Genomic DNA, 21,349 nt, shown 5'->3' with positions numbered 1-21,349 from the left:
CTTACCCTCCGCCACCGAAAACACCGCCGCGAATTAACACTGCCACGACATAATTTTCTTCATGTTCAGCGAGTTTTTTTCCGCTGACCCATTTTTCAAAGAGTGTATAAAAATCCTGCCCTGACCCCGGCGGACGGAATACTGCCCCCAGATGTGTGACCGCGCCATAGGGATCGGCCGCGATAACGCCCGCCCCTGCGGTTAAATCAGAAAAGGCCGGATACCAGGTATCCACTGAGCGCAAAGCATTGCCGATTTTTTGTGAATGCATTCCCGCAGTGCCGTCAATATGGCAGAGTATCCGGCTGCTCCCCCCCTTTCTTTTATTCATCACAAATTCACAACTGGGATAAATTTCCTGCCCTTTTCCGGTTATCACTCTGGCTGAAACAGCCAGTAATAATGCACCATCATCACAACTCAGTGCTGCGGCAATATGTCTCCCCAGGTCGCCGGCTATATTATCCGTCTGCTCAAAATGACGAAGGCTGTATTTGCGTGCATCAAATACCCACTGCTGTTTTTTTTCCGCGCTGAGATTATCCACAACCACCTCAATATGCTCTGCGCCAACCAGGTTCCGCCATAAAAAACGGCCGCAGGCAATATTATGTGCATACCGCCGCGCAGGCTCCCGGCAATGTTCTCTTTCCAGATAATCCGTTATTACTGCCTGATAGCGCTGACGGAAGATTTCATTATTACAGGCAGCCGGATATTTCAGCCCGCCGGTAATCTTCAGTGTGAACCGGAATAAAATCACATTCTGTTCAGCTCCCAGCATGCAGTAATCCATAGACCGGATATTAGGATCATGAATTTTTTGTCCGGATATTTTTTCCTCTTTCCCCCGGTTTTTCCGGCGGAAAGCAAATGTCCCCCGGGCAGTTCTCGTCTGTATTGTCAGCGGAGTAACCCGTGAATCCGGATGCTGTGATGTTCCGGAAAAAATACCGTCAGAGGGGATCAGTTTTTTTGAAAATGATAAAACAGACGGTATATTCCTGAGCCCGGTCATTTTCTCTTTCCTGTTAATCGTGTTTACCTTGCTGACACAGATAAAGATTCCCGTCAGATAAATAGTGATAACCCCACAACATATCCGAAGGATGCCGCAGTTTATCTACCGGCCGGAATTCCCCTAAAGTAATAACACTTTCCGCAAAACGGTGTGGTATACCTTCTGCCCTGACATTTTTCGCTATTCCCGGCGGGGAAAGCCCCTGATATCCGGTGACGATCGGGATCAGCACTGTACCCGGAGCAGTGGTATATTTCAGTAATGCCGCCATCGCATCCATTCCGCTGTTCATTGCATTGACCATGACATCCCGCCGCTCCAGTAATGCATATCCCGGAGCAATACATTGCCGCACTTCACACCATCGCATTTTACTGTCAGGAAAAGGGCCGGTCTCCTGTTTACCTGAATCTGTAATATCGCCACCGGCAATTTTCAGCATGTTTATTGCTTCAGATACTACAGTAATGAATTCCTTATTTTTATCCTGTATATTTCCGCCACAAATAAACAGTGAAACATTGAGATGACAATATACGTCCTCAATCAGCGATGGATTTCTGCCTTTTTTATCCGGTGGTTTCCGCCTGTTTAATGCGGAATACATTATTCCGCTGGGTTCCGCATACAGTTGTAAATGGCAATGGTGACAAATAATACCGGTATAATTAAACCTGACTAACGGAAACCCTTTTTTCCTCACTTTTCGCTCAAGCGCATGAATAAATCCCAGCCAGGCAGTAACTGCCGGAAAACCGGCTATCAGTGCACCGGATAACGCATTGGCATCCCGGATAAGAATATTTTTCAGCAGCAGATAATTAATGGACACAGTAATGATCTCCGGCAGTGACGGCTCCCGGCGGGACAGATAATAATAAACAGGCTTTCCCTTTATTCTGCATATTAAGTGCAGAAATATTTTGTGGTTTAGACCCGCCAATATGAATCACAACAAGATGACCCGGGAATATACCGGATTTACCAAGCCGGTGGTATAACTCAAATAATAACCCCGATGGTGTCAGAACTGACAGTAAATGATAACCCGCATTACATTCTTTACCCGGCACGGGGAAAAAAACCTGTTTTATCTTTGAATTTGTTGACGGTACGCCCTCTCCGGAGAATATCCGTAAAAAACCGGCCCGCAACTTCCGGTAATTTTCACTGCCCAGAATTTTCTTTGCCGTTTCACTTTCCTCACACAAATGTGTCAGTAATGTTTTTCCATCCTGCATTTTCAGCATCAGAAACGTATATATTTCCAGTGCAGCAGCATTACCCTCAGCATCCTGCGGAACAACCACATTACCGGATCGCAGAAAGCCATCATTTTTCTTTTTAACCTCCGCCAGTATCGCTCCCGCTTTGCCATAGCGATTCCTGCGGGCACAGGGATGTGTAAAAGCAAACGGATGTGTCGTCAATGACAGTTGTTCCGCGCGTCCGGCGGCATCGGACAGCCATTGCAGACGCGAAAACTCAGGAATTTTTTTTGACTCCTGATATTTTGTAAAAAATGCAGTAATTTCCGGGTCCGGCATAGAATATCCTTTTCTTAAAATAATTTAATTTGACAATAATATTGAAAATTCAATCCGGCATTGAATGAATCTTCATCAACTGACGGGATATTTAATATGTCTTTGAAAGGGGATTGTCTACCAGCATTGTGATTTTTACGTACCGGTGTTTTTTTTTGCGATCTGAATGGAATTTAATAAATAAAATTAACAGCAATAATACAAAAACGGCATATCCGAAAAGATATGCCGTAATTATTAAATATTTATTTCTTTGCTGGCTTATTGTTTTTAAGCCAATCCTGCATCTGCTTTATTTCCGGTCCCTGTGCATCAATAATGTCCTGAGCTAACTTACGCATTTCCGGATCTGAACCATACTTCAGTTCAATTTGAGCCATTTCAACAGCTCCTTTATGATGTGCAATCATACCTTCAGCAAATGCAATATCCGCATTTTGCTCAGATAATGTTTTTGCCATATCATCATGCATACGCATCATAGAATCACCCAGCTCTTTCTGCACCGGAGTGGTAACAGCATGCATATCACCACTTAATAATACCGGATTTGCCACGGCACCGAATGTCATAACGCCGGATAACAGAGCAGTGAGAATAAGTGTTTTTTTCATGATTAATTCCTTTTTCGTATTTGGTTGATGGAATTAATCATAAAGGTTGCCCTAAGGGAAAGGTCAATGTAATAAGAAATAACTTTACCATATTTACATTTAATAAAGCTCTCTCCACAATGTCTGAACAATTCAGATATTATTCTGTCAGTCCGGCATCAGTATTAATGCAGGTACTAAAAAAATAATGAAAATAATAAGATAACCCAATACCGCGCCAACACGGCTCTTCATCCCCACAAGAGAAGGCTTTACCAGACCTGCAGCTGCGGCAACAAGCGCCAGTCCCGCAATAACCATTAAACCATCTTCCATATATCCTCCGTTCACCTTTTCCTGCAGGTAATTCTGCGTATGACATTGAACCTTGCCGCTAAGGCAAAGTAAAGTTCTTAAAAATCACAATATTTTGATGGCAAAGCAAGAAGATGGTGATTAAAAACGCAGTCAAAGGAATACAGAAAAGAAAAAACCGGGCGTTATCCCCCGGTATTATATGTGCAGTTATTCTTCGTCCGGTTCTGCAGTAGCCGGTTCCGGCATATTTACCCATTCAGCATCCGACAGATGCTGTTCCCGGAGTGCTTCTTCATCCAGCCAGTTTATGACATATCTGGCGCTGTGCTGAGTAACAAAACCACAGTTATCACAGATAAGACGATAATAATAATGGTTTATACTGTCTGCCGGAATCCCCGGAGTGTGGTAATAAAATGTGACGAACGTACGCGGAGGTTTGTTATCCAGCCGGTCCTGCGCTGTCGTATAGTTTGTTTCATCTATAACCTGCCTGCCATTATGCCCGCACATCAGACACGTGGTTTTAACTTGCTTATCATTCAGATAATGAAAAAAACGCGACCCTGTCACCGTTTTTAAGCGTTCCACAAACTCCCGGATCTGAACATTATCCGGTGATGAATTATCCATCATACACCTCTGGCTTTGTATTGTTATTCCGTTTTTCAATATAAACACCATCAAATATTATATATTATTTATGCACTCATGACTGACTAAAGTCAGACACATGATATTTTCATTTTCACTTGTTTACTTTGCCATTTCTCCTTTTCCGGTATATCCCGCATAAAAATAATAAAACCACTTCACTTTAGGACCAGATATTTACATAAGATCACTAATTGATTAATCTTAAGAAGAGGCAATCAATAAAAGGCTATTTTTGCATAATGAAACAGTTATTTTCGGTGTTATTTCTGTGGAGCATCTCCCTTTCTGCTTCAGCTGATACCGGTCCGGCTGTACTGCGCTCTCCACCGGATGCAGCAAATGCAAAATTGGTAATTTCCAGCCTCAGACAGGCAAAGATCACGCTGGATAACCCGTTGTTTTCAGAGTTTAACGATCTGGCATTTGATGCCATGCATAATAAAAATTACACATCCGCTATCAAATTCTTTTCTGAGAATATGCTTCGTTATCCGTCACCTCAGATGATTATAAATTATACCGATGCAAATCTTATGATGCTGACGGATAATAAGAATACCCCGGGCAGCTGCGCCCCTTCCGGTGAGGATTTACAAACAGCATTGCGTTATTACCATTCCGCTCTGCTCACTGATAATACTGTTAATTTATTATCCTGTGATGAAAGAAAAAATCTGACTGAGAAAATCACCTGCCTTGAGGCATTTCAGAAAACACCGGCACCTGCAGAATTCAGGTGCCGGATATTACATCCGGGGTCATAACAGCACAGTAATTTTTGTGCTGTTATAATTTTCTGACTTCATCGATAGCATTATAGAGCTCAGGAACAATCTCTTGTCTGTACCCTTCTTCTATCATCTCAAACGCCTTTTTTCTGGCGGCTGCTTTAGTTGCGCTATCCGCTGAGATATCCTCAACCAGCATATCCACCGCTTCATTCATTTCTTTCTTACAATTCTTATACGCGTTATCGGTAATTGTTTTTTTGCTGTCAGTGGTTGTCAGTGCCTGCCCGGCAGAATAACGGATAAGGCAGTTTCCCCATTTTTCAGACATCCCGTCTGTTGCACTGTTATTTGCCGGTGCCTGACAGCCGCCAATCAGCATAATTCCCAAAATCAAAAATAAACTTTTTTCATGTTCATCCCTTAACGGTGCTTTCCGTGTCTGTCCCCGGTTACCGGTTACCGGTTACCGGTTACCGGTGATTTTAATATTATAATGATATTAGCAAAGAGAATTTGCGATATGGAATAGGATTTGACCTGATGAGAGGACTGATACCTCTGTATTTTCTGTGCTTCATTCCGGTTCAATTCTGCAGAGACTTATGTCCTTTGAGCACACCGTTATCATCAAAGATAAATAACATTCCCTTTCCTGATGCATCCTGACAAACCATGCCGTCTGCGTTCGTGCTATCCGTAATGCCCTGACAGGCCATATTACTGACATAAGGGCGCAACTGACATTTCAGTGTCCTGCCATCCATGATTTTAAGATGCCCTGACGCTGCAATCTCATCAGTGGATGGCTCCGGGCAAGTACCACTTCCCCAATTAGTCCCGTGATTATTATCAAACGCAGAGCAGCCTGACAGTAAGGTACTAATCAAAATGGTCATAATGTATTTATTTTGCATGATTTATCTCTTGATTACTGGTCTGAAAATTCCGGGTTATCATTTAATCATCAAACTATCGCCGTGGGTAGGGGGTTGTGTTTAAGCGAAATGCCGATGATCAGAATGGGTTATAAAACTGTGAGATATGGATGCTGCCGGTACTTAAGAGAGATTTCGGTGAGTATGAGCGGGGAAAAGTGAAGTGTTATTTTAAGCACAAAAAAAGCGACCATAAAGGTCGCTCTCTTTTAACTCTAACCCACTGATAAATCAATGAATTTCTGTATGGTGCCCAGAGCGGGACTTGAACCCGCACAGCCTTGCGGCCGAGGGATTTTAAATCCCTTGTGTCTACCGATTTCACCATCTGGGCTGAATATGGAGGCGCGTCCCGGAGTCGAACCGAGGTACACGGATTTGCAATCCGCTGCATGGCCACTCTGCCAACGCGCCCTGGAGCGGGAAACGAGACTCGAACTCGCGACCCCGACCTTGGCAAGGTCGTGCTCTACCAACTGAGCTATTCCCGCATCTCTGAACTTACTGATTTACTTATTTGTTTTCGCAAACCGCTGTGTCGTTCGGATGCGTTGCATTCTACTGATTTCACGCTGTGAGTCAACCGCTTAATTCATGAAAAATGATCGTTCGCTGTTTTTTACAGCATATCGATCAGGCTTCACTCAAATCCGCCCATGCAGCGCGTAAATATTGGAACATAGACCAGAAAGTCAGGATCATTGCAATGTAGAAAAGGATGAAAGCAGCAATTTCCGTCAGGTCATTCGGCCGCCAGATAAGCCCCACCAGTGCCACCATTTGTGCCGTAGTTTTGACTTTACCCATCCAGGAAACCGCAACGCTGTTGCGCTTGCCCAGCTCAGCCATCCATTCACGCAGTGATGAAATAATAATTTCACGGGCAATCATTGTGATAGCAGGCAGCGTTATCCACCAGACCGCATAGTATTCTGTTACCAGCACCAGAGCGGTCGCCACCATCACTTTATCAGCTACAGGATCCAGAAAGGCCCCGAAACGGGTGGTTTGTTTTAAACGACGGGCAAGAAAACCATCAAACCAGTCTGTCATCGCAGCAATGACAAAAATAGCGGCGCTGACAACAGGTGCCCAGCTGAACGGCAAATAGAAGGCGAGGACAAAGAACGGTATCAGGATAACGCGAAACAGAGTCAGCCATGTAGGGATATTTAATCGCATAACGGAGCCATTATTTTATAAGTCAGATGAAAAAGCCGCTTGCGCATCTGCCGGCACATATTACCGCCCCGCTGATTCCGGGGCCTGTTGCGTGATTTTCAGGTTCTGCGCAATCCTACCGGATAGCATCATACTACCACAGTTACAGATAACTCACCGCTGTTATTGAAAAAATTCTCTTATCTGCCGCACAGATAAGCCCTGTTTATTAATGCTTAAGTGCATGGAAAATTTTTTCCGCCAGTGCATACGAGATAGTCGGGACTTTGGCGATTTCATCGATGCTGGCGTTACGCAGCGGCTGTAATCCGCCCATGTATTTGAGCAGCATCTGCCGCCGTTTCGGCCCGATACCTTCTATCGATTCCAGCGCACTGGTGTTTTTGACTTTCGCCCTGCGCTGCCGGTGACCGGTGATCGCATGGTTGTGGGATTCGTCGCGGATATGCTGGATCACATGCAGCGCCGGTGAGTCCGGTGGCAGCGCCATCCCTTCCCCGGAAGCGGCAAAAAAGAGGGTTTCCAGACCCGCTTTGCGGTCACTGCCCTTTGCCACGCCGATCAGTTTCGGTCTGTTTTTATCCCAGTCCACGTCCAGGCCGTCAAAGGCTTCAATCGCTTTACCGAGCTGGCCTTTACCGCCGTCGATAAAAATAATATCGGGGATTTTTTCATTGCCGATATGTTTGCCGTAGCGGCGGTGCAGCACCTGATCCATCGCCGCATAGTCATCCCCGGGCGTGATACCGGTGATATTGTAACGGCGGTATTCCGATTTCACCGGCCCGTTGCTGTCAAAAACCACACAGGAAGCCACCGTCTGATCACCCATGGTATGGCTGATATCAAAACATTCCATACGGTTGATGGTTTCAATACCGGTCAGTTCTGACAGGGCTTTCATGCGTGTCGCAATAGTGGATTGCTGCGCCCGTTTTGTCATCAGCGCGGTCACGGCATTGGTGTGTGCCAGTTTCAGATAACGGGCCCGGTCACCACGCGGTTTCGGCTGGATAAGGATCCGCCGGCCGGCAAACTGAGACAGGGTTTCTTCCATAATCTCTTTTTCCGGTAACGGAAAATCCAGCAGAATATCATCCGGTAATGAGCGGTTTTCACTGCCCTGGAGATAAAACTGGCCGATAAAGGTTTGTACGATTTCATCCGGCTCAGTACCTGCCGGGACTTTCGGGAAGTAACTGCGGCTTCCCTGCACGCGGCCGTTGCGGATAAACAGGACATGAATACAGGCCAGACCGGCATCAAAATAAACCCCCACGACATCCAGGTCATCTCCGGAACCGGTGACAAACTGTTTTTCAGTGACAGCACGGACAGCCTGAATCTGATCCCGCAGACGGGCAGCCTCTTCAAAACGCAGTGCCTGACTGGCCTGCTCCATTTTTTCCACCAGTTCTGTCAGCACCTGCTGGTCTTTACCTTCCAGAAACAGGCGGACCAGGTTCACTTCTCTGTCATAGTCCTCATCACTCACCAGCCCTTTGACACAGGGCCCCAGACAGCGGCCAATCTGGTATTGCAGACACGGGCGGGAACGGTTGCGGTAGACGCTGTCCTCACACTGACGGACGGGGAACAGTTTCTGCATCAGCGCCAGCGTTTCACGCACAGCATAGGCGTTCGGGAACGGTCCGAAGTATTCCCCTTTGGCGTGTTTGGCCCCGCGGTGAACAGCCAGCCGCGGGTGTTTGTCATTGCTGCTCAGATAGATATACGGATAGGATTTATCATCACGCAACAACACGTTGTAACGCGGCTGATATTTTTTGATATAGGTGTGTTCCAGCAGCAGCGCTTCTGTTTCCGTGTGCGTCACTGTGACATCTATCTGAGCAATATTTTTAACCAGCTGCTCGGTTTTTTTCCCCGAAACCTGCGTACGGAAGTAGCTGGAAAGCCGTTTTTTCAAATCTTTGGCTTTCCCGACATAAATTACTGTGCCTTCAGCATCATACATCCGGTATACACCGGGCTGGCTGGTCACAGTTTTTAAAAATGCTTTCGCATCGAATTCAGTTACAACCGCTTTTTCCATACAGGGTACAAACTCTCTGCTCTCAGTGTTTATTCATTCATCCGGCACCACGCTGTCAATATGGATCAGTCCGTAGCGCAATGCCAGATGAGTGAGTTTAATATCACCATTAATATTCAGCTTATTAAATATTCTATATCTATAACTGTTCACCGTCTTGCTGCTGAGACACATTTTGTCGGCAATTTGTGTGACTTTGATGCCCTGCGCTATCATAACCATCACCTGGCGCTCCTGGTGACTCAGTTTATCCAGCGGATTGCTGTCATGTGCATGCAGGCGGGTGTCAAGAATGGTCTGCTGGGCAATATCCGGTGCCACATAGCGCTGGCCCCGGCTGATAATCCGGATGGCGTGCAGTAAATCCTCACGGTCACTGCTCTGATACAAATACCCCGCCGCTCCGCTGTTCATCACTTTATACGGTGAGATCAGGCTGTGTTCATCTGTCAGGATAATCACTTTGGTTTCGGAGGTATAGCGGGTGATTTTTTTGGCGGCTTCCAGGCCGCTCATCACCGGAAAACCGATATCAAGCAGCGCCACATCCGCATGATTATCGCGGCACCAGCGCACCGCACCGGTGCTGTCCCTGACCTCCCCCGCCATTTTCATACCCGGTGTTGCCGTGATAATGGCACCAATCCCTGCACGGTAAAATTCATTCGCATTTGCCACCAATACTGAAATCACACAGAACTCCTTTCTGAATTTTCAATAAATTTACCGTAAATTATACAAGGCCTGGTTAAACCGTTATTTAATAAAGATACGATTCTTCCGGTAACAGGCTGAATATTATAAATATATTTCGCGATTAAAAATTGATTGCAGTGATGATTCAACAGAAACAGAGGACATGAAAGGAGACGGCTGCCGGGAGACAGCAACCGGAGACAAGCAGATAATGTTACGGCATATCAGGATGAAAGCGGTCAATGCTGACCAGCTGATCAAAAGGCAGTTTACCGATACGCGGATAAGGCTCACCGGCGGATTTGCCAATCGCCACCATCAGGCAGATTTCATAGTTTTCCGGCAGGTCGATAACTTCAGCCACCGCATTAAAATCAAATCCGTCCATCGGGCAGCTGTCATATCCCTGCGCTTTTGCCAGCAGCATCAGCGTCTGGGCAAAAATACCGGCACTGCGCATAATTTCATCACGCTGGGTTTCCGGTTTACCGCGATAGTAGTTATCAACCGCATTGACCATAAAATCCCGCACCAGCGGATCAGCATCACGCCAGATTTCACGGGGACGGGAACTCCAGGCTGCCACATCACCGCATAAAATCACCAGCATGGAGGCGTCCGTCATCTGCGGCTGATCCCAGCCCACTTTGCGGATATTGCGGCGTTGTGCCGAATCCTCCACCAGCAGCGGTCGCCAGTGCTGAAGGTTAAAGGCACTCGGGGCGTTTTCCATCGCCAGTGACAACAGTGCTTTTTTCTCGTTAAGCGGGATTACAAAATCAGGATCAAACTTCTTGGTTGCTCTGCGCTGGCGCACGGCATCAATAACATTCATACAGACTCCTGTTTATTCCATTTATTATCCGGATGATTTATTTACCATAACATGAATTTGATTCCGGATGCGGGGTCACGATTACAACGCAAAAAAAACCCGCACTCCGGTGAGTGCGGGTTTTCAGTCATTAACTGTCAGCAGAATTATACGAACAGTTTGAACACGATGTTACCGATGGTCAGCAGACCGATGATGGTAACAAAGTAGTTAGATGCCTGACCTTTGTATTTGCTCAGAGCCGGTACGCGGTTAACAGCATACATTGGCAGTAAGCACAGCAGTGATGCGATGATTGGTGCACCCATTGCTTCAATCAGGTCCAGGATGTTCGGGTTGATGTAAGCGATGAACCAGGTAGAACCCATGATGAAGACCATAGAGATCAGGTTCAGTTTACCAACGCTGACTTTGTTTTTGTCGCCACCGAACGCAAATTTCAGTAACAGACCGTTCATACCTTCCAGAGTACCCAGGTAGTGACCGAAGAAGGATTTGAAGATTGCAACCAGTGCGATGATTGGTGCAGCCCAAACCAGGATAGTCGCCAGAGTACCGTTAGCGCCGCCCACGTTGTTGAAGTGGTAAGCCAGGTAAGTCAGAACAGGAATGTTCATCTCTTTCGCTTCAGCCATGTTAGCCGGAGACAGCGCGAACAGGCAGCTGAATGCGAAGAACATAACCACACCCACCATCAGTAAACCTGCGCGGGAGATGATTTTGTTAACTTTCTGCTCGGTGAAATCTTTACCGCACGCCGCTTCGTATTCTTCACGTTTTGATACCACGAAAGAAGATACGATTGGTGAGAAGTTGAAAGAGAACACCATGATGGAAATACCCAGCCATACTGTTACCAGGATACCGCTGTGACCGAACAGCTGGAAGCTGTCTGCGTTCACACTTTCAAATACGGCAGTGTTCCAGTAAGGGATCAGAGCCAGAGATAACAGTACCAGGCTGGCAATGAACGGGAATACCAGGTAGCTCATTACGCGGACCATCAGATCTTTACCGAAGTAAATAATGACAGCCATTGCTAACAGCAGAATCAGTGCAACCACACCCCGGTTCAGCGGCATCATGCCCAGCTGCTGTTCCCAGAATGCCATAAAGGTATTGGTGATGGTTACGCCGTAGATCCACAGGAGCGGACAGATTGCGAAGAAGTACAGGAAAGTGATGACAACACCACCGCCTTTACCAAAGTGCTCTTCAACAGTTTCTGTGATATCGCCTGACGGATTTTTGCCTGACAGACATAAACGTGCTAATGCGCGGTGACATAAGAACGCAATCGGATATGCCAGAACCAGCATGATCAGAATCGGGATCAGGCCACCGTAACCGGCACGGATCGGGAAGAATAGTACCCCTGCACCTATAGCAGTACCGAACAGACCGAGTGTCCAGGTCGTGTCCGATTTACGCCAGCTTTTATACTCAGCCGGAATCTGGGTTTTGTCAGTACTCATGTTGCTTTTCCTTTTAAAAGACTATGCAAATATTATTTTTCGTGGGTACCAATAATTTCAGAGATACGAGTCAGGTCAATGTTCCCGCCGGAAATGATGCTGACTGTCTTCTTGTGTTCGATATATTTTTTCAGTTTCCCGCTAAGAATCGCAGCAGACGCCAGTGCACCGGCACCTTCGGTCACTACTTTGTTGCGCTGGATTAACGCAATCATGCTTTCGCGGATTTCTTCTTCTGTTACCAGAATGATGTCTGTCACCAGCTCTTTCACGATGTCATACGTGATACTGCCCGGAGTCGAAACATCACAACCATCTGCCACAGTACCGGCATCACGATGGGTCGTGATTTTACCAGCACGATATGATGCTTCCATACCATGAACGTTTTCAGATTGGACACCGATCACATTAATAGTCGGGTTGATGGATTTCAGAGCAACTGCAACACCGGCAATCAGACCGCCGCCGCCGATTGGAACGATAACGTTATCGACGTCATACAGATCTTCAAGGATTTCCAGACCGATAGTCCCCTGACCTGCGATTACTTTTTCATCATCGTATGGCGGGATAAAGATACGGCCTTCCTGCTCAATGATCTCTCTTGCTTTAGCAATCGTGTCATTGAAGTTATTACCGTGCAGAACAACTTCTGCAGAGTAATCTGAGGTTGCTGCAATTTTGGATTTTGGTGCACCGGTAGGCATAACAACTTTGCCGTTGATACCTAACATAGCGCAGGATAAAGAAACGCCCTGAGCATGGTTACCGGCTGAGCAGGCAACGATGCCCTGTGCTCTTTCTTCTGGTGTCAGCGAACTTAACTTGTTAAATGCACCACGGAGTTTAAATGAACCTGTGCGCTGCATGTTCTCAAATTTTAAGTGGATTGTGCCGTTGCACTTTTCACTTAAATAGTTGGACTTCGGCATACCCGTTTTATAGACATGTCCTCTGATGGTTTTTTGTGCATCAATGATATCTTTAATGGTTACCGGCAGATCGTATGTAATCATGACAAACCTCGTCCTATCTTTTTATATATATTAAAATTGAGTCTAACTATACCGACAAATTTAAAAACAACTGTATTTCAAATCATATTTTTAAAATATTCCCGAAAAACTTTCTCAACGTGTGATCCAATCCAAACTTCTTTCGGTTTTCTGTCTTTTTTAATGTTTTATATTTCATTTCAAGTTAAATGAAAATGACTTAATGTTGAGTATTTGTTAAATATCGGCAATGGGATTAACATTTAGTTGCGCAATGCAATCCCTTTCCCGTTTTTTGTTATCCATGCTATGTTTTTGTTAAAAAATAACTGCGTAAAAAGACGTACAAATGATCCCGTCACGTAAAAAAGGGCATGTATTTTGACAAAAATTAATCTTACCAAGGCCTCATCTTACAGCAAAATATCCTGATTTTTTTAACAATCCTGAAAATGCAATGTGATTCAAATCACTATAAATATTATATCTGATTGTTTATTAAAGATTTGAATGTTTTTTACTCATTGCAACCCTGATTTGCGGCAGATCGTAACATGTTCAGTTGTTCTGCACGCATTATCACCGGGTGCTAACCCAAGCCAAATTCGGATAAAAAATCATCAAATCATTTATTTATATGTTAATGATTCCCATTTATAGCCGGAGTGTTACATTTCCATGACATAAATCGTAACGTTTTTTTGCCTGACAGCCCGAAAAAGTGTTCACTTTAGGAAACAGCTAAATGGCTGTTTTTTTGGCCTGAATCTGTGTTTTTTTTAACCTTGCAATTAATTAAATATATATTTAATTTGTGACAATTTTATTTATCAGACATCTTTAAACCAAAATTAAACAATGAAAAATATTAATTTATTGAATGCTATTTTTAATAATCAAAAATGATATCTGGCTATTTTTTTATAACCCGATTTTTTCCTTTTTATTTCCTCCCGGACGGAAATAGCCGGTTTTTGTCTGTGGATATAGTCGCTAATGTCAACATAAGCCAACTACGACAGACGGATAAGAATTTAAGACTTCAATATTGCGATTTTTCAGATTTAATATTTACTGTGAAAATAATCAGCCCATGTGATAAATCCATTGCTGCACAGCATTAAAACGGAAGAAAATGTTATTTTGCTAAAATCGATTCAGTCATAAGAATGGTTTTATGCGCCGCTGACACAATTATCTGTTACAACATCCTGCTCCCCCTGCAGATACTTACCGGTGTGACAATCCTCATACTTCCTCAATCATGGCGGCTTTGCCATTGCATTCCGGGACAGCCATGCTGTAATGATTTACGACTTAAGTGTTAACCCCGGTAAACAGGAGAATGTATATGTTCGACTTGACAGGTAAAATCGCAGTGGTTTCCGGCGGCGCCAAAGGGATCGGGCGCGGCATCGTCACCGCGCTGAAAAAGGGCGGTGCCACCATTGTTATCGCCGATATTGATGAAAGAACCGGCAGCGCAACCGCTGCAGAGCTGGAAACAGACTTTATGGCACTGGATGTGACCTCTCAGTCTCAGTGCCGCACTGTTATCAGTAAGGTCAGAGAAAAGTACGGTCGTCTGGATATCCTCTGCTCAAATACCGGTATTTTCCCGCAATGCACCATCAAATCCATGACGGAGCAGGACTGGGATACCATGCAGAAGGTGAACGTGAAGGGGATGTTTTTCCTGGTTCAGGCCGCGCTGGGTGTGATGGAAGAACAAAAATATGGCCGGATCGTGATTACCTCTTCCATTACCGGTCCGGTCACCGGCTTTCCGGGCTGGAGCCATTACGGCGCAAGCAAAGCTGCACAGCTCGGCTTTATGCGCAGTGCCGCGCTGGAATATGCCCGTCTCGGGATCACCATTAACGCAGTCCAGCCGGGCAATATCCTGACTGAAGGACTGAAAGCACAGGGTGAAACCTATCTGAACCAGATGCGTGCCACTATTCCGACGCACACGCTCGGTGAGCCGGAAGATATCGGTTATGCTGCGGCGTTCCTTGCCTCTGATGAAGCTAAATACATCACCGGACAGACCATCATTATTGACGGCGGCCAGATTTTACCGGAATCCCCGGAAGCGCTGCTCTGATAAAACAGCACGGGTGAGGATACCGCCCGGTATCCTCTTATCTGCCCTGCTCCCTCGCGGCAGCAATCAGTGTCTCACCCAGATAGCTTTTCTCTGAGGTAATCCCCGGCAATACCAGATAGTATCCGCCGCCGAACGGTTTGATGTAACGCTCAAGCGGTTCGCCGTTCAGCCGCTTCTGGGTATCAATAAAGCCTTTTTTCAAATCCTTCTGGAAGGAGATAAATACCAGCCCCATATCCAGTTGCCCGGACGGGGTCAGCCCCAGCGAGTAGCTGTAGCTGCGGCGGCGCAGTTTGGCCACATGCCGCTCTGTGGAGCGTGGTTCAGCGCGGCGCATGTGGGAATCAAATAAGACCCGGTCACCGTGCGGATCCTGCTTAAAGTCCGGGTCGTCGTGCTCATGCTCTTTTCCCATCGGCGCACCACTGGCTTTGTGACGGCCAAAATCATTTTCCTGATCTTCCAGCGGTGTCCGGTCCCAGAATTCCAGCTCAAAACGGATAAGGCGTACCGCCTGATAACTGCCGTTCTCCGCCCAGGCGGGTTCCCGGCCGGTGATCCAGACCAGGTCGTTCATCAGGGCATCATCACCGGCATCGGCATTACCGGTACCGTCTTTAAAGCCAAACAGGTTAACCGGTGTTGTGCGGCATTCAATATCCCGTGCGGGCAGAAAACCGTCAATTTTCCACAACGGAGCTACCCGGCCTGAGAGGCGGCGCAACACTTCACGCAGTGCATAAATCACCGTTTCACGGCTGTTGGCACAAAACTGCAGCAGGATATCCCCGCCGCACCAGTCCGGATCAAGCCTGTCGTTCGGGAACGCCGTCATGGCTGTAAATTTTTGTGGTTTCAGTGGCGATAAACCGAAACGCTCATCAAACAGGGAGTGGCCGAGAGAGACCGTCACTGTCAGTGCATCCGCCGTCAGTGCCGTACCGAGAATTCCGGATTCCGCCGGCGGCATTCTGTCATCACCCGGTGCCGCCGCCTGACGGTTGCGGGTCAATTCCGCAATACAACCGGTCAGCCGCCGGAAAACATCTTCAACCTCATCCAGCGTTTTAACGGTCAGGTTCAGTGACAGAAAAATGGCCTCTTTCTGCTCCGGTGTGATAACCCCGGCCTGATGTTTGCCAAGGTACGGAATTTCCCGCAGCCGCGCGCTGTTATCACACGCCGCCGGTGCTGCTGCAGCAGAAAAAGCCGGTAACCCGCCGGACAACAGAACACTCCCTGCCCCCAGCCATTTCAGGGTATTTCGTTTGCTGAGACTGACAGACTCTTCTGTCTCAGTCAGATTCACTTTGCCGTGTTTCATGGTTCATTCCGGTATTTGTAATACACGTCTATTTTCAGTTCAGCGCGCAGTTGTGCCAGAGATTCTGCCAGCAGCGTCAGGTCTGCATAGAGTTGCTGTTTATCTTCCGGTGTCAGTTTCTCATATTCCGCATACTGCCCCCGGGTATCCCGGTAACGGGCTATTACCGCATCCGGCCCCGCAAACTGCTTTCTGAGTGTCTCATTGGTTTTTGCGGATAATAACGGCGCCAGCCCGCTGACAATGCGCCGGGCCCCTTCAATATTGGCGGCGATATCTGACAGATCTGAACGACTGTAGCGGTTTTCATCACCACTCAGTTTAGTGCTGAGAATCAGCTCAATACTGTCATCCGCAGATTGCACCAATTTTGCCGCCGGGAGGGTTTCCACGTCGATCCGCTGTTTCAGATCGTTAATATTGCGCAGCAGATCGGCGGTAGCGGTCTGAGCGGCAGCGGGATCATTTTGGGCAAAGAGTGCATATTCGATGCGGTGAAACCCGGTGAATTTCGGATCCTGCTCGCGGCTGAGAAAATAGCCGGCATGAGGGTTAATGACCCTGTCAGCGTGGCCGAAAACCACCACTGCCGCGCGGATAACCTCATAATCATAATGTGCCTGAATATAAGCCTGCCGTGCGGCTGCCATATCCCCCGCGGCCAGCGCTTTTTGCAGCAATTGCAGCTGATGTTCAGCCGCAGCTGTCTGTTTCCCCATCATCGTCATGTAATCCGCCACAACCGGACGGAATTTTTCCGGTGACGGAATATCCCCTTTGGCGATCACCACATCACTGCCGGTATCCGGATTACCTGCACGGTATTTTTCCGCATAGCCGGGAGCGCTGAGCAGCAGTGATGCCAGAACCAGTACGGCAGTCCGGTTAATCCGCATGTTTTTTTCCTCTGCGGCAGAACAGCGCAATAATCACCAGCCAGTACACCACAAAAGTAATGACACTCAGGCCGATAGGCTGCGCACGGTAACCGAACAGGCTGGCCAGGAAGCTGCCGGTGGTACCGGTGTCATCCAGCCAGTTGGTGGTATCCCACAGCGGATAGATGAGGAAATCATTCAGTTCGATATCATGTTCGGTCAGCAGGTTGACGATTTCTTCCGTTCCCTTAAGCAGCAGCGAACAGGCAAGGAACAACAGCACAATACCGGTGATACGGAAAAACCATTTCCAGGCAATTTTCCGGTAAGTGAACAGGAACAGCCACAACGTCAGTGCCGCTACCGCGATACCGGCCACGGCTTCCCCGGTAAATGACCACATGTTGTCTGCATTCAGCCCCATCACAATACCGGAGAGGAACACCACGATTTCACTGCCTTCACGGGCTATCGCGATCGCCACAATAAACAACGCGCCCCACCAGGAGTGCTGCCGGGCACTGTCATTCATCTCCTGCTCAATACCGGATTTCAGTGATGCGCTGTGCTGCTGCATCCAGTACACCATCTGCACGATCAATACCGCAGCAAACAGCGACATACCGATCATAAAGTATGTCTGGCCGCTGTCATCCAGCACATTAAACACACCATAGATAAGCAGTGCGAGAAAGAGTGACAGCGCAACACCGAGTGCCACTCCGCCCCAGAGATAGCGACGCCCTGCGGCGGCATCCGGGTGCTGTTTAATCCACGCATAGATGATGCCGACCACCAGCAGAGCTTCAAAGCTTTCACGCCAGACGACAAAAAGAACCTGTCCCATAATTAATTCCTGTGAACTGACACTTATTCCGCGATGATCTCACCGGCCGGATGCGACAGATGAAAATCATCAAAAAAGGTATATTTTCCGGGTTTGAGCGGTGCAATCACCACCACGGAAGATGCCCCCGGAGCCAGCACTTTCTCTTTGCGCAGTTGGGTACTTTCAAATTCGACCGGTTCGGTGCCGGTATTGGAGATTTTAATGCGGATCGGCGTTTTCGCGGGTACCTTCAGTACCGGCGGTGTCAGTTCGCCGTTATTCATTTCCAGTTCGACAGTGAATTTCTCTGCCGCTGCGGCGGGCAGTGATATAAGGGAGAGCACCGATAAACACAGTGCCATAACAACGAGTTTCATGAGTGACCTCAGCGGGATAGTGACATCCGGTGTCCGGACAGCAGACCGCGGTTACCGGCCTGCTGTTTTCCTTAAATAATAAACTCAGTAACTGCCTTTGCGGCCGGTACCGGCATACTCGAAGTCCCAGGAGACATCAAACGGCTCAAACCACGGAGCAACACCGGTTTCTTTATCGATATGACGACCGAAAGCCACGTTGTCGTTCATGCTCGGCGGAGAGATGCGGTATTCGACGCGGTATTTACCGTAACCATCCAGTTTCAGGTTTTCACCGTAGTGCGGGCCGTCGCTGGCAACCATCGCCATAAAGGTGCCGGACTGTGCTTTTTTCGGATCATCCAGTTTAGTGACTTTGTAATCCACTTTCAGATACGGGATCCAATCCCCTTCCGCGAAGCCATTCGGGTTTTCCTCAACGGCGTGGATATCTGCTTCCAGGTGGATGTCTGACTTATCCGCCGCGAGGTGATGCATTTCATGTTTGCCTTCCACTGCCATGGTAATCGGCTGCAGATATACACCCTGAATCTCCATACCATTTTTGATAACAGGTTGTCCGAGCGGATATTCCAGTGCCAGGGCAGAGGTTGATACCACGCCCAGTAATGCTGCTGCCACACTCATCCCGATACGCATGCTGATTCCTCATTGTCATTATACAAATAGTACTGACAATAATAATCATTACCATTTGCACTGCTCAAGTAAAAGTTATCGCTTACCGCCACATTTTTCAATGAAACGGTTACATTTCCACCGGGATTGAGCTACGAAATACATCCGCAAAGGCAATGTCCGGCAGGAAATATCCGCTGTTGTATAATTTGCACGGATGCGTTACATCTTAAGCAGCCTTCAGCAAATGAGATCACACTGATGCAAGCCGATATTGTGCTGTTCGACGATTTTGAAACACTGGATGTGTTCGGCCCTGCTGAGATTTTCGGCCGTTCCCCGCATTACACACTGAATTACTGCTCCCTCAGCGGTGGTGTGATCACCAGTTCACAGGGAGCACAGATAATAACAACGGTATTTGAGCCGGAGAAAACCGCGTTAATGCTGGTGCCGGGTGGCCAGGGCACACGGCAGCTGGTCAGTGATGAGGGCATGCTCACGGCGTTGCGTACGGCAGCACAGCATGCACAATGGTGCCTTTCCGTCTGTACCGGTTCGGCTCTTCTGGCAGCGGCCGGTGTGCTTGACGGCAGACGGGCGACATCCAATAAACGTGCCTGGCAATGGGTAACCTCCCTGTCCGCGCAGGTAAACTGGGTGAAAAAGGCACGCTGGTGTGCGGACGGCCGTTTTTATACCTCTTCCGGTGTATCGGCGGGCACGGATATGGCGCTGGCATTTATTGCTGATCGCCACGGTGAGGCCGCAGCGGAAGAGATCGCACAACACATTGAATACCGGTGGCATAATGATGCCGGCGATGACCCCTTTGCCGTATAAAAACTGGACGACAGGCAACCATTTACGACATAATAGCGCCTCTGAAATAAAACCGGCGGATGTTTATGTTAGAAACTATCGGATTTGTGCTACTGGTGAGTACCTGCGGCGACGATGCCTGCGAGGCACTGCCGGTCACGGAAGATATCTATACCAGACATGAGTGCGAACTCCGCCTGAAATATATCGCCAAACGCCGTCCCAACCTCTACTTCATGTGTAACGAGGTGATGCGGGAAAACGGCTCCGGTGATGACGACAGCCCCGGAATTCCGGATGATCCGGAAGACACACTCCCACCGGATGAGCAGCCGTAACCGCTTAACTGAACGGATTAATTCCCTGTTTTATCAGACGCCGGAAACGGAAAATCGCCCAGCCGTTGATCACCAGAAACGTCGATTCAATCAGTGTGCCACCGACCGTTCCCAGCCAGGCGTTATACACCACCCAGCAGGCCGTTGAACACCAGATCACATACCGCATACGCAATCCCGTCAGCAGGAAAAACGCAAAGGTGCTCATCAGGGTGCCCGTTACCGGCAGCACTTCCTGCCAGGTACGGATATTAGGCACCGCCAGAACCAGTGTCAGTGAAACAAATAACCAGAGCACCCAACGCTGACGATGGCTGATAGACACATAAGTCCGGATACTGTTGAGCGTGGCACTGATCCCGGCGGGATATGCACCGAGCAGAAAAAAGTGGGATGCCATAATGGCAGTGTAAATTGATAACCGGATTTTGAGTTTCCGCTCATTGCGCTGGACAAAAACCGTCGTGCCGATAATAAACGCAACAATACCGAGCCCCTGCCCTGCGTAATACAGATAGTCCATCTTCCCCTGCCGTAATCACATGCTGAATGGTTTTAATTATTGTGCTGCCAGCATAAACATAATTTGTTCAGGTTGCGAGCGATTGCACGTTTCAGACATTAAAAAAGAGGCCTCAGCCCCTTTTCTTATTGCATCATGCCGTTATCACATGTGCAGTGGTATCAGCATGCCATATAGCCCGGATAATGTGTCTCGATTTTGTGATAAGTTCGGGTCTTCTTATTGTCGTCCTGAATGACACAGATTCTGCTTTTTGACTTCAGCGCCTGCGGGATTTTTTCCGCGTTTTCATCTGCGGCAGCTGCAATAAAGATGTTAATTTTTGATTTCCCTTTACTGTATGTATAGGGCATTCCTAACAAACGTCTCGCCGCTCTGTTAGTTCGCATAATAAACTCCTCATTGTTGTGAACGTTCACCTATTATAGCAACTTACTGAAAATAATAAAGTTTTCCCTAAGTGGCTGATTTACCGCCTGCATAATG

The 21,349-nt window shown here is 47.5% G+C and carries 24 protein-coding genes and 3 tRNA genes; 3 read left to right on the top strand and 24 right to left on the bottom strand.

The features are described 5' to 3' along the window. Position 1 precedes the first annotated feature (1 nt). From csy3 to tdcB, 17 genes are all read right to left on the bottom strand, one after another. Positions 2 to 1,018, bottom strand: a complete 1,017-nt coding sequence (gene csy3 / locus X965_RS14530) for a type I-F CRISPR-associated protein Csy3 (RefSeq protein WP_036418587.1) — start codon at positions 1,016 to 1,018, stop codon at positions 2 to 4. A 13-nt stretch (positions 1,019 to 1,031) separates the two neighbouring features. Further along, positions 1,032 to 1,853, bottom strand: a complete 822-nt coding sequence (locus X965_RS14525; protein ID WP_036418585.1) for a type I-F CRISPR-associated protein Csy2 — start codon at positions 1,851 to 1,853, stop codon at positions 1,032 to 1,034. Next, positions 1,843 to 2,568 carry a type I-F CRISPR-associated protein Csy1 gene (locus X965_RS14520; RefSeq protein WP_036418584.1) on the bottom strand — a complete coding sequence of 242 codons (726 nt, stop codon included), beginning with the start codon at positions 2,566 to 2,568 and terminating at the stop codon, positions 1,843 to 1,845. The genes X965_RS14525 and X965_RS14520 overlap by 11 nt, the downstream gene beginning before the upstream one ends. 245 nt (positions 2,569 to 2,813) lie before the next feature. Further along, positions 2,814 to 3,182, bottom strand: a complete 369-nt coding sequence (locus X965_RS14515; protein ID WP_004904251.1) for a DUF305 domain-containing protein — start codon at positions 3,180 to 3,182, stop codon at positions 2,814 to 2,816. A gap of 147 nt (positions 3,183 to 3,329) precedes the next feature. Continuing rightward, a complete protein-coding gene (locus X965_RS19355) occupies positions 3,330 to 3,497 on the bottom strand; it encodes a hypothetical protein (protein WP_004240708.1) in 168 nt (55 codons plus the stop codon). Positions 3,498 to 3,686: 189 nt separating this feature from the next. Continuing rightward, complete coding sequence (locus tag X965_RS14510) at positions 3,687 to 4,115, bottom strand: hypothetical protein (protein WP_004904249.1); 429 nt, start codon at positions 4,113 to 4,115, stop codon at positions 3,687 to 3,689. Positions 4,116 to 4,922: 807 nt separating this feature from the next. Further along, positions 4,923 to 5,261 (bottom strand): hypothetical protein, encoded by a 339-nt coding sequence (locus tag X965_RS14500; RefSeq protein WP_223302406.1) that lies wholly within the window; start codon positions 5,259 to 5,261, stop codon positions 4,923 to 4,925. A gap of 190 nt (positions 5,262 to 5,451) precedes the next feature. After that, positions 5,452 to 5,781, bottom strand: a complete 330-nt coding sequence (locus tag X965_RS19790; RefSeq protein WP_015422846.1) for a hypothetical protein — start codon at positions 5,779 to 5,781, stop codon at positions 5,452 to 5,454. Between the two features lie 268 nt (positions 5,782 to 6,049). Continuing rightward, a tRNA-Leu gene (locus tag X965_RS14490) sits at positions 6,050 to 6,136 on the bottom strand. A gap of 6 nt (positions 6,137 to 6,142) precedes the next feature. Then, positions 6,143 to 6,216: transfer RNA gene (locus X965_RS14485), tRNA-Cys, on the bottom strand. A gap of 1 nt (position 6,217) precedes the next feature. Next, a tRNA-Gly gene (locus X965_RS14480) sits at positions 6,218 to 6,293 on the bottom strand. 142 nt (positions 6,294 to 6,435) lie between these two features. After that, complete coding sequence (pgsA, locus tag X965_RS14475; protein WP_004240294.1) at positions 6,436 to 6,984, bottom strand: CDP-diacylglycerol--glycerol-3-phosphate 3-phosphatidyltransferase; 549 nt, start codon at positions 6,982 to 6,984, stop codon at positions 6,436 to 6,438. Positions 6,985 to 7,192: 208 nt separating this feature from the next. Further along, a complete protein-coding gene (gene uvrC, locus X965_RS14470) occupies positions 7,193 to 9,040 on the bottom strand; it encodes an excinuclease ABC subunit UvrC (RefSeq protein ID WP_004240292.1) in 1,848 nt (615 codons plus the stop codon). A 33-nt stretch (positions 9,041 to 9,073) separates the two neighbouring features. After that, a complete protein-coding gene (locus tag X965_RS14465; protein ID WP_024473492.1) occupies positions 9,074 to 9,733 on the bottom strand; it encodes a response regulator in 660 nt (219 codons plus the stop codon). 217 nt (positions 9,734 to 9,950) lie between these two features. Continuing rightward, entirely contained in the window at positions 9,951 to 10,571 is a 621-nt protein-coding gene (locus X965_RS14460; RefSeq protein ID WP_036418579.1) for a nitroreductase family protein, read from the bottom strand. Between the two features lie 146 nt (positions 10,572 to 10,717). Continuing rightward, on the bottom strand, positions 10,718 to 12,046 hold the full coding sequence (gene tdcC / locus X965_RS14455; RefSeq protein WP_004240288.1) for a threonine/serine transporter TdcC: 1,329 nt from the start codon (positions 12,044 to 12,046) through the stop codon (positions 10,718 to 10,720). A gap of 32 nt (positions 12,047 to 12,078) precedes the next feature. Further along, positions 12,079 to 13,065, bottom strand: a complete 987-nt coding sequence (gene tdcB / locus X965_RS14450) for a bifunctional threonine ammonia-lyase/L-serine ammonia-lyase TdcB (RefSeq protein ID WP_004240287.1) — start codon at positions 13,063 to 13,065, stop codon at positions 12,079 to 12,081. 1,330 nt (positions 13,066 to 14,395) lie between these two features. Between tdcB and fabG the strand changes: the two genes are divergently transcribed. Then, positions 14,396 to 15,151 carry a 3-oxoacyl-ACP reductase FabG gene (fabG, locus tag X965_RS14445; protein WP_080740563.1) on the top strand — a complete coding sequence of 252 codons (756 nt, stop codon included), beginning with the start codon at positions 14,396 to 14,398 and terminating at the stop codon, positions 15,149 to 15,151. Positions 15,152 to 15,188: 37 nt separating this feature from the next. Here fabG and efeB read toward each other — a convergent pair whose 3' ends face one another. From efeB to X965_RS14420, 5 genes are all read right to left on the bottom strand, one after another. Then, positions 15,189 to 16,478, bottom strand: a complete 1,290-nt coding sequence (efeB, locus tag X965_RS14440) for an iron uptake transporter deferrochelatase/peroxidase subunit (RefSeq protein WP_024473494.1) — start codon at positions 16,476 to 16,478, stop codon at positions 15,189 to 15,191. Then, positions 16,475 to 17,374, bottom strand: coding sequence for an EfeM/EfeO family lipoprotein (locus X965_RS14435; protein ID WP_024473495.1), 900 nt, complete (start codon positions 17,372 to 17,374; stop codon positions 16,475 to 16,477). Before X965_RS14435 ends, efeB begins: the two co-directional genes overlap by 4 nt. Further along, on the bottom strand, positions 17,364 to 18,203 hold the full coding sequence (locus X965_RS14430) for an FTR1 family protein (protein ID WP_036418577.1): 840 nt from the start codon (positions 18,201 to 18,203) through the stop codon (positions 17,364 to 17,366). Before X965_RS14430 ends, X965_RS14435 begins: the two co-directional genes overlap by 11 nt. Before the next feature lie 23 nt (positions 18,204 to 18,226). Then, positions 18,227 to 18,547 carry a cupredoxin domain-containing protein gene (locus tag X965_RS14425; protein WP_004240277.1) on the bottom strand — a complete coding sequence of 107 codons (321 nt, stop codon included), beginning with the start codon at positions 18,545 to 18,547 and terminating at the stop codon, positions 18,227 to 18,229. A gap of 99 nt (positions 18,548 to 18,646) precedes the next feature. Then, positions 18,647 to 19,201, bottom strand: a complete 555-nt coding sequence (locus X965_RS14420; RefSeq protein WP_004240274.1) for an iron transporter — start codon at positions 19,199 to 19,201, stop codon at positions 18,647 to 18,649. Between the two features lie 240 nt (positions 19,202 to 19,441). Between X965_RS14420 and X965_RS14415 the strand changes: the two genes are divergently transcribed. Then, positions 19,442 to 20,023: a DJ-1/PfpI family protein gene (locus tag X965_RS14415; RefSeq protein WP_036418574.1), complete on the top strand. Its 582-nt coding sequence runs from the start codon at positions 19,442 to 19,444 to the stop codon at positions 20,021 to 20,023. A 65-nt stretch (positions 20,024 to 20,088) separates the two neighbouring features. Continuing rightward, the gene (locus X965_RS14410; RefSeq protein ID WP_048822556.1) at positions 20,089 to 20,340 is read left to right on the top strand and encodes a hypothetical protein; all 252 of its coding nucleotides are present in this window, start codon (positions 20,089 to 20,091) and stop codon (positions 20,338 to 20,340) included. A 4-nt stretch (positions 20,341 to 20,344) separates the two neighbouring features. Here X965_RS14410 and X965_RS14405 read toward each other — a convergent pair whose 3' ends face one another. Together X965_RS14405 and sra are read right to left on the bottom strand one after the other, a co-directional pair. After that, the gene (locus X965_RS14405; protein WP_004240270.1) at positions 20,345 to 20,863 is read right to left on the bottom strand and encodes a YgjV family protein; all 519 of its coding nucleotides are present in this window, start codon (positions 20,861 to 20,863) and stop codon (positions 20,345 to 20,347) included. A gap of 161 nt (positions 20,864 to 21,024) precedes the next feature. Beyond that, a complete protein-coding gene (gene sra, locus X965_RS19670; protein WP_015422863.1) occupies positions 21,025 to 21,252 on the bottom strand; it encodes a stationary-phase-induced ribosome-associated protein in 228 nt (75 codons plus the stop codon). Positions 21,253 to 21,349 lie beyond the last annotated feature (97 nt).

It is taken from the genome of Morganella sp. EGD-HP17, assembly GCF_000512315.2.
In the GTDB taxonomy this organism is placed as follows: Bacteria; Pseudomonadota; Gammaproteobacteria; order Enterobacterales; family Enterobacteriaceae; genus Morganella; species Morganella morganii.
Note: the sequence above shows the minus strand (reverse complement) of the source record. Positions and strands in the feature narration are given on the sequence as shown.